The organism is Kitasatospora cinereorecta (assembly GCF_024172095.1).
Taxonomy (GTDB): domain Bacteria; phylum Actinomycetota; class Actinomycetes; order Streptomycetales; family Streptomycetaceae; genus Kitasatospora; species Kitasatospora cinereorecta.
The window spans coordinates 645,438-657,272 of sequence record NZ_JAMZDX010000006.1; the positions used below are offsets into that span (position 1 = coordinate 645,438).

11 protein-coding genes are annotated in these 11,835 nt (G+C 73.1%); 8 read left to right on the forward strand and 3 right to left on the reverse strand.

Translation table 11 applies throughout. The features are described from left to right. The first annotated feature begins 33 nt into the window (after window positions 1–33). The 7 genes from FHR36_RS32265 (at window position 34) to FHR36_RS32295 (ending at window position 6,770) form a co-directional block, all read left to right on the forward strand. Complete coding sequence (locus tag FHR36_RS32265) at window positions 34–1,029, forward strand: hypothetical protein (protein ID WP_253802962.1); 996 nt, start codon at window positions 34–36, stop codon at window positions 1,027–1,029. Further along, window positions 1,026–2,006: a hypothetical protein gene (locus tag FHR36_RS32270; protein WP_253802964.1), complete on the forward strand. Its 981-nt coding sequence runs from the start codon at window positions 1,026–1,028 to the stop codon at window positions 2,004–2,006. The genes FHR36_RS32265 and FHR36_RS32270 overlap by 4 nt, the downstream gene beginning before the upstream one ends. Further along, entirely contained in the window at window positions 2,003–3,082 is a 1,080-nt protein-coding gene (locus FHR36_RS32275) for a hypothetical protein (RefSeq protein ID WP_253802966.1), read from the forward strand. The genes FHR36_RS32270 and FHR36_RS32275 overlap by 4 nt, the downstream gene beginning before the upstream one ends. Window positions 3,083–3,205: 123 nt before the next feature. Beyond that, entirely contained in the window at window positions 3,206–4,231 is a 1,026-nt protein-coding gene (locus FHR36_RS32280) for an ABC transporter ATP-binding protein (protein WP_253802969.1), read from the forward strand. Next, the gene (locus tag FHR36_RS32285; protein WP_253802972.1) at window positions 4,215–5,108 is read left to right on the forward strand and encodes an ABC transporter permease; all 894 of its coding nucleotides are present in this window, start codon (window positions 4,215–4,217) and stop codon (window positions 5,106–5,108) included. Before FHR36_RS32280 ends, FHR36_RS32285 begins: the two co-directional genes overlap by 17 nt. Window positions 5,109–5,117: 9 nt before the next feature. After that, window positions 5,118–6,035 carry an ABC transporter ATP-binding protein gene (locus tag FHR36_RS32290; protein WP_253802976.1) on the forward strand — a complete coding sequence of 306 codons (918 nt, stop codon included), beginning with the start codon at window positions 5,118–5,120 and terminating at the stop codon, window positions 6,033–6,035. A gap of 18 nt (window positions 6,036–6,053) precedes the next feature. After that, window positions 6,054–6,770, forward strand: coding sequence for an ABC transporter permease subunit (locus FHR36_RS32295; protein WP_253802979.1), 717 nt, complete (start codon window positions 6,054–6,056; stop codon window positions 6,768–6,770). 58 nt (window positions 6,771–6,828) lie between these two features. Here FHR36_RS32295 and FHR36_RS32300 read toward each other — a convergent pair whose 3' ends face one another. Both FHR36_RS32300 and FHR36_RS32305 read right to left on the reverse strand, forming a co-directional pair. Continuing rightward, window positions 6,829–8,082 carry a CynX/NimT family MFS transporter gene (locus FHR36_RS32300; protein WP_253802982.1) on the reverse strand — a complete coding sequence of 418 codons (1,254 nt, stop codon included), beginning with the start codon at window positions 8,080–8,082 and terminating at the stop codon, window positions 6,829–6,831. A gap of 61 nt (window positions 8,083–8,143) precedes the next feature. Continuing rightward, the gene (locus tag FHR36_RS32305; protein ID WP_253802985.1) at window positions 8,144–8,866 is read right to left on the reverse strand and encodes a FadR/GntR family transcriptional regulator; all 723 of its coding nucleotides are present in this window, start codon (window positions 8,864–8,866) and stop codon (window positions 8,144–8,146) included. 283 nt (window positions 8,867–9,149) lie between these two features. Between FHR36_RS32305 and FHR36_RS32310 the strand changes: the two genes are divergently transcribed. Then, the gene (locus FHR36_RS32310) at window positions 9,150–10,934 is read left to right on the forward strand and encodes an LCP family protein (protein ID WP_253802988.1); all 1,785 of its coding nucleotides are present in this window, start codon (window positions 9,150–9,152) and stop codon (window positions 10,932–10,934) included. A 43-nt stretch (window positions 10,935–10,977) separates the two neighbouring features. Here the strand turns inward: FHR36_RS32310 and FHR36_RS32315 are convergent, their stop codons facing one another. Next, the gene (locus FHR36_RS32315; protein WP_253802991.1) at window positions 10,978–11,823 is read right to left on the reverse strand and encodes an HAD family hydrolase; all 846 of its coding nucleotides are present in this window, start codon (window positions 11,821–11,823) and stop codon (window positions 10,978–10,980) included. Window positions 11,824–11,835: the final 12 nt, after the last annotated feature.

Sequence of the window (11,835 nt, forward strand, 5' to 3'; positions counted from 1 at the left end):
CCGCACCCTCGACCACCTTTCCAGGAGCCTTCCTTGAGCACCGACACCGCGGGACCCGAGGCGCCCGAACCGGCCCTCCCGCCCAAGCCCGACCCCGCCGCGACCGCGCAGCCGGCCCTGACCGCGCAGCCGGCCGAGACCGAGCAGCCGGCCCCGACCGAGCAGCCGGCCGAGACCGAGCAGCCGGCCCCGACCGAGCAGCCGGCCGAGACCACCGCGACCGATCCTGCGGTACCCGGCCAGGCGCCGGCACCCGACGCCGAGAGCCTTCCCCACGACCTGCCGGAGGCGCAGGACCTGCTGGCGGTCGGCGCCGAGGACACTGTCCGCCCGCGCCGCCGTCTGTCCACCCCGAGGCTGCTGCTCGCCGCCGTCCTGCTCGGCCCGCTGGTCGGCGCCGGCGTGGGCTACGCGATCCAGGCCGCCCGTCCCGCCACCCCGCTGCCCGCGATCGCCGCCGTGAAGCTCGGCTACCCGGCCGAGCGGATCGACCCCGCCGCCCTCGCCGCGGCCGGCCCGCAGCCGCTGAACATCGACGGCGACCTGCGTGACCTGCTGGTCAAGGTGCCGGACGGTGCCAAGGACATCTCCGAGGAGGACGGCCACGACCACTGGATGAGCGCCGCCGACATGGCCGAGACCGTCGGTGACGGCGACCAGGTGTTCCGGCTGCTCCTCGAGAAGGGCTTCCGCCGGACGGCGGTGGTCGGGTGGGACTCCGGCGGGACGAAGTACCGGGTCCAGCTGATCCAGTACTTCCCCGACCACGCGGACAACGCCATCAGCCAGGCGAAGGACGGACCGGGGGCCAACGCGAGCCTGTCGAAGATCCCCGGCAATCCGGACGGCACGGTGACCGTGTTCTCCAAGGCCGATCACTACGCCGAGAGCACCGAGGAGTTCTGGTTCGGCGAGGCGATCGCCCGCAGGGGTGACGTGGTGATGGACATCGAGGTGTTCGCGCCGTCCCAGGTCGACAAGGCCCAGCTCGAAGACCTCGCCAAGCGCCAGTGGGAGCGACTCGCGTGACCGACATCCACACCCCCGGTGAGCCGGAGACGTCCGAGCCCACGCCCGCCGAGCCGCAGGCCGCCGAGCCGACGGCCACCACGCCGACCGTGATCGAGCAGGCCGTGATCGAGCAGGCCGAACCCGCCGAGGCCGACCACGGCGCGGCGCCGCAGCCCGTCGACGGCGAGTCGTCCGGTGCACCCGACCTCGCCGCTGACGCCACTGCTGACACCACTGCTGACACCACGTCCACCGCGCCGCCCGCCCGCCCGTCGCGGCCGCTGCTGCGCGCGGCCGCCGCCGTGCTCGCCGCCGCCCTGGTCGGCGTCGGCATCGGCGAGGCGATCATCAAGGTCCGCTACGACGACCGGCCCGCCGTCGCGGCCGCCCCGGCCCAGCCGTCGGCGAGCGCGAGCCCGGCGTGGGGTGCCAAGTCGAACGGCAACCACTTCGGTGCCATGCGCGACCTGTTGCTGCCGATGCCGTCCGGCTTCTCGCTCGGTCCGGACGCCGGCTCTCTCGGCAACGACGCCGAACTCGGCTCGGACCTGCTCGCCAAGCGCCTGCAGAAGAACCTGGACGACATTCCCAAGCAGTACCAGGACCGGGTCCGCTCGGCGTGGGAGGCGCTCCACTTCAAGGCCTCCGGCGTCCGGACCTACCAGTCCGACCACGGCGACCTGCTGGTCGAGGTCTACCTCGACCAGTTCAACCAGCAGGCCGTCTCGCAGACCACCGAGCTGTACGGCGCGATGGTCGACGACACCGGGGTCTTCCGGCGCGGGCCGGAGGTACCGGGCCACCCCGGGGCGCGGTGCGTGCTTCCGCCGCTGCGGCCGGGCGACAAGCTCGACTTCGTGCACTGCTTCTCGGCCGAAGGTGACCTCCTGGTCACCATGGAGGTCTCGGGCGCCGCACCCGTCAACCAGGACAAGGTCGTCGACCTCTTCCGTCAGCAGTTGGACCGTCTGGCACGCCCGGGAGCCTCCGTATGAGCACCGACATCACCCCCTCCCAGCCGGAGGAGACCCCCGAGCAGGCCGGGGCCACCACGCCGGACCAGCCTGCGGACACCCCGGAGCGCACCGACCACACCGAGGGCACCGAGCACACCGAGGGCACCGAGGGCACCACCGGAACCCCCGAGCAGCCCGAGGCCGATGCGCCGGAGCCGGCCGAGCCGACGGCCCCACGCCGGGACCGGAAGAAGCTGCTGCGCGTGGTCGCACTGGCCGCCCTGCTGGTGGTGACGGGTACGGCGACCGCCGTCGCGGTCACCCTGCCCGACCGCACCGACGTGCCCGGCCTGGCGACCCCGAACGACGGCCGCTACGCCTTCCCCGCGCTGACGCTGCCGCCGCTGCCCTCGGGTGCGGCCGCGCCGAAGGACACCAAGGGCCGGCACGCGGCGGACCTGCGCGCCCTGGTGCTGCCCGTACCCAAGGGCGCCAAGGGCATCAACTCCGCGGAGAACGCGGGTGCCACGTCCGCCGCGTCCGCGACGGCGTCTCCCAGCGGGAGCGCCGGCAGCACCGCAAGCCCGTCCGCCTCCGCCTCCGCCTCCGCGTCCGGTTCCGCCTCGGCGTCACCGAGCGGCTCGGCGTCCGCGGCGACCCTGCCGCCGGTGCCGGGCCGCTGGGTGCCGTGCGACGGCGAGGGCGCGCTCGCCAAGGACACCGCCGCGGTCGGCGCGATGCTGACCACCAACGCCTGCCGTGCCGCTGCCGCCCAGACCTGGACGGCCAAGGACGGCACGCTGACCGAGATCAGGCTGCTGCGCTTCGGCTCCTCGGCGGAGGCGATCGAGTTCCGCCGCAGCATCGCCCTGCAGAACAGCAGCCGGCACCTCGAGTCCTCGAAGTACGACTCGATGACCAACTACCCGATCGGCTCCGGCACGCTCGACGTGCGCGTCGCCGACGCCAAGGCCGGCGGCGGCGATCCCACCGGGCGGATCGCGTACTTCCAGGTGGGCGACGTGGTGGCGATCGTGGAGCTGTCCAACGCCAAGGGCGTTCCGCTGAACGCGTTCCGGCAGGTCCTGGCGCTGCAGAGCAGTCTGCTGGAGTGAGTTCGGGCTCCGCCGGGTCCGTCTCCCCTAGGGGTCGGGCCCGGCGGGTCATCCTGAAGGCTGATCGGAGATCCGCTTCCCAGCTCATACCGCCCACGGGCGCGTGGGGATACGTTGTGGGACGTGTCCACTGTCATCAAGACGGACGGCCTCACCAAGAGGTTCCCCCGGGTCACCGCCCTCGACCGGCTCACCGTTGAGGTGCAGCCCGGGGTGGTCGGCCTGGTCGGAGCGAACGGCGCCGGCAAGTCCACCCTGATCAAGATCCTGCTCGGCCTCTCCCCGGCGACTGAGGGCACCGGCCAGGTGCTCGGCCTCGACATCGCCACCGAGGGCCCCGCGATCCGCGAGCGTGTCGGCTACATGCCGGAGCACGACTGTCTCCCGCCGGACGTCTCGGCCACCGAGTTCGTCGTCCACATGGCGCGGATGTCCGGGCTCCCGGCGGCTGCCGCCCGCGAGCGGACCGCCGACATCCTGCGCCACGTCGGGCTGTACGAGGAACGCTACCGCCCGATGGGCGGCTACTCCACCGGCATGAAGCAGCGGGTGAAGCTGGCCCAGGCGCTGGTCCACGACCCGCAGCTGGTGCTGCTGGACGAGCCGACCAACGGTCTGGACCCGGTCGGCCGCGACGACATGCTGGCGCTGATCCGCCGGGTGCACAGCGACTTCGGCATCTCGGTGCTGGTCACCACCCACCTGCTCGGCGAGCTGGAGCGCACCTGCGACCACCTGGTGGTGATCGACGGCGGCCGGCTGCTGCGCTCCTCCTCCACCGCCTCCTTCACCGAGGCGACCCAGTTGCTCGCCGTCGAGGTCACCGACGCCGAGGAGACCGTCCGGGAGCGGCTTTCCACTGCCGGTCTGTCCGTGCGCGCCGACGGTCCGCGGCTGCTGCTGGTGGAGATCGCCGGCGAGGACACCTACGACACCGTCCGCGACACCGTGGCCGAACTCGGCCTCGGCCTGGTCCGCCTGGAGCAGCGCCGGCACCGGGTGGCCGAGATCTTCGCCGACGACAGCGCGGGCCACATCGGCAGCCAGGCCACTCAGGCCACCCCGGCCACCGAGGCCACCCACGCCGCCCAGGCCGACGGTCCCGACGACATCCACACGGGAGGTGTTCCGGATGGCACTGCCGTCTGAGGTCCAGTCCGGTGTCATCCACGACATCGGCTACCGCAACTACACCGGCCCCCGCCTCGGCCGCTCGTACGCGACCCGCTCGCTCTACACCCAGAGCCTGCGCGCCGCGTACGGCCTCGGCCGCTCCGGCAAGTCCAAGGTGCTGCCGATGCTGGTGCTGGCCGCGATGGGCCTGCCCGCCGTCGTGGTGGTCGCCGTCGTGGTCATCACCGATCTGAAGTCGCTGCCGATGGACTTCACCCAGTACCTGACCAGCTTCGGGCTCTTCCCGGAGATCTTCCTGGCCGCCCAGGCGCCGGTGCTGCTCTCGCGCGACCTGCGCCACCACATCGTGCCGCTGTACTTCTCCCGGCCGATCACCCGCGGCGACTACGTCCGCGCCAAGTTCGCCGCGATGGCCAGTGCGCTGATGCTGCTGATGACCCTGCCGATGGCGGTGCTCTACCTCGGTTCGCTGCTGGCCGGCCTGCCGTTCGGCACCAGCACCGTGCACCTGCTGTACGGCCTGGCGGCCGCCGCCCTGTACGCGCTGCTGTACGCCGCGCTCGGGCTGCTGATCGCCGCCGCGACCCCGCGCCGCGGCTTCGGCGTCGCGGCCATCATGGGCATGCTGGTGATCAGCAGTGTGATCGCCACCTTCGTCCTCGGCCTGAACGGCGGCCTGCGGCACGACCCGGTGGAGTCCGCGAACTGGGCCGCCACGCTCTCCCCGGCCACCCTGGTGGACGGCCTGGTCAACCAGGTCTTCGGTCTGGTCACCGCCCCGCAGGTGCTGCACGCGCCCGGCCCGCTCGCCGCCTTTGTCTTCGCCGCGGAGATCGCCGTCCTGGTGGCCGGCTCGTACGGCCTGCTGCTCCGCCGCTACCGGAACGTCTGAGAGGCAGCCATGGCCGTCATCACCATCGACAAGGTCTCCCGCTGGTTCGGCAACGTGGTCGCCGTCAACGACGTCTCCATGCGGATCGGCCCCGGCATCACCGGCCTGCTCGGCCCGAACGGCGCCGGCAAGTCGACCCTCATCCACATGATGAGCGGCTTCCTCGCCCCCTCGGCCGGCGCCGTCACCCTCGACGACGCCCCGATCTGGCGCAACCAGGAGGTCTACCGGCAGATCGGGCTCGTCCCCGAGCGGGAGTCGATGTACGACTACCTGACCGGGTGGGAGTTCGTCCTTGCCAACGCCCAGCTCCACGGCCTTGCCGACCCCGGCGCCGCCGCCAAGCGCGCCCTCGGCCTGGTCGAGATGGAGTACGCCCAGGACCGGCACACCGGCACCTACTCCAAGGGCATGAAGCAGCGGGTCAAGATGGCCTCCGCGCTGGTCCACGACCCGGCGGTACTGCTGCTCGACGAGCCGTTCAACGGCATGGACCCGCGCCAGCGCCTCCAGCTCATGGAACTGCTCCGCCGCTTCGGCGCCGACGGCCGGACCGTGCTGTTCTCCTCGCACATCCTGGAGGAGGTCGAGCAGCTGGCCCGGCACATCGAGGTGGTGGTCGCCGGCCGGCACGCCGCCTCCGGCGACTTCCGCGAGATCCGCCGCCTGATGACCGACCGGCCGCACCGCTACCTGGTCCGCTCCAGCGACGACCGCCGCCTGGCCGCCGCCCTGATCGCCGACGGCTCCACCGCCGGCATCGAACTCGACTGGCAGGAGCGGGCGCTGCGCATCCAGGCGATCAACTTCCAGGGCTTCACCACCCTGCTGCCGAAGGTCGCCCGCGAGGCCGGCATCCGGCTCTACACCGTCTCCCCGGCGGACGAGTCGCTGGAAAGCGTCTTCTCCTACCTGGTCTCGTCCTGAAGGGTCTTGGAGCCTCCGATGAACACCACCGTCGCCCGGCTGACCGTCCGCGGCCTGCTCGGTCGCCGCCGCGCCCTGATCCTGCTGGCCGTGCCCGTCCTGCTGCTGGCGGTCTCGCTGGCCGCCCGTAGCTCCGGCAACGACAAGCACGACCTCGCCGTCTCCGTCCTCGGCCAGCTCGGACTCGGCACCCTGGTCCCGATCCTCGGCCTGATCGTCGGCACCGGCGTGATCGCCCACGAGATCGACGACGGCTCGATCGTCTACCTGCTCGCCAAGCCGCTGCCCCGCTGGAAGATCACCACCACCAAGCTGGCCGTCGCGGTCGGTGCGAGCTGGGTCTTCGCCGCCCTCCCCATGCTGGTCGCCGGTCTGATCATCTACGGCACCAAGGACAACCTCGCCCTCGGCTACACCGTCGGCGCCATGGCCGCCGGCGCCGCCTACAGCGCCCTGTTCCTGCTGCTCGGCGTGGTCACCCGGCACGCCGTGGTGGCCGGCCTCGGCTACGCGCTGGTCTGGGAGAGCCTGGTCGGCAACTACGTGAAGGGCGCCAAGACCCTCTCCATCCAGCAGTGGGGCCTGTCGGTCGCCGAGGCCGTCGCGGCCGACGGCGTCCTGACCGCCACGGTCGCCCTCGGCCTCGCCCTCGCCCTGCTGGTCGGTGTCGCCTCGATCGCCACCATCCTGGCCTCCGCCAAGCTGGCCGGCCTCACCCTGACCTCGGACGAGTAGTCACCAGGGGCCGGGGGCCGGGCATGCTGTCGAGCGCGTCCCCCCGCGGGGCGCTCCCTCAGCGCCCATCCAGGACGACGTTCCGCCCGGCGCCCCACCCCGCCACCGCGGCGGCCCCGGCCAGCACCAACATCATGATCAGCACGACGCTCCAACCCCCCGTCACCTGGTGCAGCGCACCGGCCCCCACCGGGCCCAGCGCCGCCACCAGGTACCCGACGGCCTGACTCATCCCGCCCAGCTGCGCCGCCCCGGCCGCACTCCCCGTCCGCAGCACGATGAACGCCAGCGCCAGCCCGAGCGAACCGCCCTGGGCCAGGCCCAGCACCGTCGCGGCGACCCACGCCCCGGACACCGGGGCGGCCAGCAGCACCGCGATCCCGGCCACGTTCAGCCCGGCCATGGCCACCGCCAGGCCGCGCTGACGGGTCATCCGACCCGCCGCCAGCGGCACCAGGAACGCACTCGCCACCTGCACCAGGTTGCTGAACGCGAAGACCAGTCCGGCCTCGCCCCGGTCCATGCCGTGGTCGGCCAGGATCGTCGGCATCCACGCCACCAGCGTGTACACCAGCAGCGACGAGATCCCCATGAACAGGCTGATCCGCCACGCCAGCGCCGACCGCCAGATCCCGGCCACCGGCCGTTCGGCCGGCACCCGGCCGGTCGCCGCCGCAGTGGCCCCGGAGCCCGCCTGACGCGCCTTCAGCACCTGCGGCAGCCACACCGCGGCCGCCACCGCCGCCGGCAGCGACCAGGCCCCCAGCGCGGCCTCCCAGCCCCCGCCGAGCGCGTGCTCCAGCGGCACCGACAGACCGGCCGCCAGCGTCGCGCCGACCAGCATGGTGGTCGAGTACAGGCCGGTCATCGCCGCCGCCCGGTGCGGGAACTCCCGCTTCACCAGGCCCGGCATCGACACGTTCAGCACCGCGATCGCGACACCGATCACCACGCACCCCGCGTACAGCGCCACCACCGACGGCAGCACCCGCAGCAGCACGCCCGCGCCGAGGGTGAGGACCGCGCCCAGCACCACCCGCTCGGTCCCGAACCGCCGGGTCAGCCGCGGGGTCAGCGGCGCGCCGGCGCCCTGGAACAGCACCGGCACCGTGGTGATCAGTCCGCTCGCCGTCGCCGACAGGCCGAAGGTCCGCTGGATCTCGCCGACCATCGGGGACACCGCCGCGAGGCAGGCCCGCATGTTCAGCGCGACCAGCACGATGCCGGCCAGCAGCAGGGCGGGGCGGGCCAGCCTGGTTCGGGTACTGACCGAGGGTTCGTGGACCGGCAGCGCGGTACGGGTGACCGACATGACGCAGGGACTCTCTCTGGGCTGGGAACGTACGGGGGAAGGAGGGGCCGGACGGCCCGCGTCACTTCCGCGCGGCGATGGCGGCGAGCAGCTGCTCCACGGCGGCCGTCGGCTCCGCGAGCAGCGTGCGACAGGCGGCCTCGGCCCGCTCCGGGTCGCCGCTCTCGATCGCGTCGACCAGCGCCGCATGGGTGTCGATCGCGATCTCGGGCATCTCGTGGTCGCCGAACGCGGCCCGCATCGACTCCCGCACCGAGGCGCCGAAGTACCGGTACACCTCGGTCAGCGCCGGGTTGTGTGCGGCCTCGACCACCGCGGTGTGGAACTCCAGGTCGTGCTCGACGGTCGCCTCGCGGCCCGCCCGCTCGGGGTGCGCGGCCATCACCTCGGCCTCGCGGGCCAGCGCGGTCCGCATCCGGGCGATGTCCTCGGGGGTGTGGCGCACCGCGGCCAGCCGGGCCGCCTCGGCCTCCAGCGCCGCCCGTACCTCCAGCACGTCCCGGACGTCCGAGCGCTGCACGCCGTGCAGCACCGAGGCCGGGTCGCTGGTGGACCGGACGAAGGTGCCCTCGCCCTGGCGCGAGACCAGCATCCCGGAGTGCACCAGCACCCGGATCGCCTCCCGCACCGTGTTGCGCCCCACCTGCAGCCGCTCGGCGAGCTCGTGCTCGGTCGGGATCTGCGACCCCACCGGCCAGACGCCGGCGGCCAGCTGCTCGCGCAGCTGCTCGATCGCCACGTCGACCAGGGAACGCCGCCCGGCGGCCTGCAGACCCTCGCCCACCGCGGACACCCCTTTCCCGTCTCGACGTCCGTCGAAGCCATCCTATGAGCAGTCATCCTACAACTGATTGCCCGGTCATCCTACAACCGGCCCGGCGAGGAACCGGCCCCCCTCCGCACGGCGTCTCGAACCCCGGAACCACTGGCGGAAAGCCCGAGCGGCAGCCCAGGCAGTGACTCCGAAGTGATGCCTTTATATGCTCCGCTGAAGTTCTACGCGTCCGTACCGATCGCGGTGCGTCTGTCGAGGCTGTGGTGACGGCCGCCGGTGAAGGGGTGTACATATGGCGGGCCAGAGGGCGGGGTCGTCCGACCAGGACGCCGGCTGGTGGCGGGACGACGAGCCCGGCCACGGCGGCGACTACCGTGACGACGCCCCGCGCCGGGACGACCGACCCGCCGTGCCCCGCCGCCGCTCCGACCATCACGACGACCTGCCCCGCACCGGCGGCCGCGCCGAGGCCCGCCGCGCCCAGCAGGGCCGCGGCGCCGGCCAGGCCGGTTCCGGCGGCCACGGCGGACGGGGCCAGGGCCCCGCGGACGGCCGCGGCGCCGGGCGGGCCGCCGGCCGCGGCCGCAAGAAGAAGCGCGGCCGCAAGAAGCTCGTCGCCTGGATCGCCGTCGGCTCGCTCGGCCTGGTGGTCGCCGCCGCCGGCGCCGTCTACTGGCAGCTCAACGGCAACATCAGCTCGTTCGGCGACGAGGGCGTCTCCAAGGACCGCCCCGCCGGCGCCCAGGCCGACGCCCAGGGCCGCGTCCCCGTCAACGTCCTGCTGATCGGCTCGGACAGCCGCGCCGGCGCCAACAAGGACCTCGGCGGCGGCGAGGACGGCGGCGCCCGCTCCGACACCACGATCCTGCTGCACGTCTACGCCGACCACAAACACGCCGTCGGCGTGTCCTTCCCCCGCGACGCCCTGGTCGACATCCCGCCCTGCCTGCTCCCCAACGGCAAGTGGACCAAGCAGCAGACCGGCGTGATGTTCAACAGCGCCTTCTCGACCGGCAACACCGACGCGGGCAACCCGGCCTGCACCCAGAACCTGGTCGAGAAGCTCACCGGCATACGCGTCGACCACACCATGGTGGTCAACTTCGAAGGCTTCGCCTCGATGACCAGCGCCGTCGGCGGCGTCACCGTCTGCCTGCCCAACGACATCCACGAGGGCGACCTCAACCCCAACCTCGGCCACAAGGGCAAGCTGCTCTACCCCAAGGGCATCCAGAAGGTCGAGGGCCAGGCCGCCCTCGACTACGTCCGCCTGCGCCACGGCATAGGCGACGGCTCCGACGTCGGCCGCATGCGCCGCCAGCAGGCCTTCCTCTCCTCCCTCATCAAGGAGGTCAAGACCAAGGGCATGGACCCCACCACCCTGCTGCCGCTCGCCAACGCCGCCACCAAGTCGCTCACCGTCGACAAGGGTCTGGACTCCGCCAACAAGCTGCTCTCCTTCGGCCTGAGCCTGAAGGACCTCGACCTGCACGACGTCAAGTTCCTCACCCCGCCCTGGCGCTTCGACAAGGAGCGGATCGCCTTGGTCCACCCCGACGTCGACCAGCTGTGGGCCGCCCTCAAGGCCGACCGCACCCTCGACGGCGAGGACGCCAGCGGTGGCGCCAGCCCCTCCCCGGCCGCCCCGACCACCGCGGCCGCCGCCCCCGCTCCCGCCACGCCGGCCAGCGGCGCCGGCATCCGGGTCGGCGTCTACAACGGCACCACCACCGCGGGCCTGTCCACCAAGGCCGCCACCGCGCTGAAGGCCGCCAACTTCACCGTCACCTCGACCGGCAACGCCAGCTCGCAGACCCACGCCACCACGGTCGTCCAGTACGGCCCCGGCGAGAAGGCCAACGCCCAGACCGTCGCCGCCCTGTTCCCCGGCGCGACCGTGGAGAGCAGCACCAAGGCCGGCATCTCCCTGGTGCTCGGCAAGGACTACGCGGCCGCGGCCGGTGGCAGCGCCGCCGGCGGCTCCGCCCCCGCCGCCCCCGGGCCGCTGCCCTCCTCGGTCGCCAAGGAGACCCGCTCCGCGGACGACGACCCCTGCTCCAACGTCAGCTTCGGCTGACCCGCCCCCGGGGGCGCGCCCACCGCGCCCCCGGCGAGAGGGGCTAGCCCACGCCGTAGAGCCGCTCCAGGACGACGGCCACGCCGTCCTCGTCCTGGGAGAGCGTCACCTCGTCGGCGACCGCCTTCAGTTCCTCGTGCGCGTCGGCCATCGCCACGCCGTACCCGGCCCAGCCGAACATCGGCACGTCATTGGGCATGTCGCCGAACGCGATCGTCTCCGCCCTGCGGACGCCCAGGCGCCGCGCGGCGATCGACAGCCCGGTCGCCTTGCTCAGGCCCAGCGGCAGCAGCTCCACCACCCCGGGACCGGCGACCGTGACGCCCGCCAGCTGGCCGGCCACCGCCCGTGCGGCCCCGGCGAGGGCGTCGTCGTCCAACGCGGGGTGCTGGATGAACAGCTTGGCGATCGGGGCGGCCAGCAGCTCGCCCGGGTCCACCGCGCGTACGGGCAGTTCGGTGCCGATCCGCAGCGCGTACCCGGGGCCGGTCACCACCTCGCCGTCCAGCCCGTCCCGGGCCGCGGCGACCGCGAGCGGGCCGACCTCGGCCTCGATCTTGGCCAGGGCGGCGGCCGCCAGCTGCCGGTCCAGCGTCACCGAGGTGAGCAGCCGGTGCGCGCCCGCGTCGTAGACCTGGGCACCCTGGCCGCAGACCGCCAGCCCGGTGTAGCCCATCCGTTCCAGCAGCGGGCGGGTCCAGCCGGCCGAGCGGCCGGTGACCACGATGTGCCGGGCGCCGAGGGCGGTCACGGCCGCCAGGGCGGCGCCGGTGCGCTCGGAGACGGTCTCCGCGGAGGTCAGCAGAGTGCCGTCCAGGTCGGTGGCGACCAGCCGGAAGGGCAGGTCGCCACCGGGGGAGACGTCCGCCGGGTGGCTCGTGGTGCTCATCGTCGGTACGTC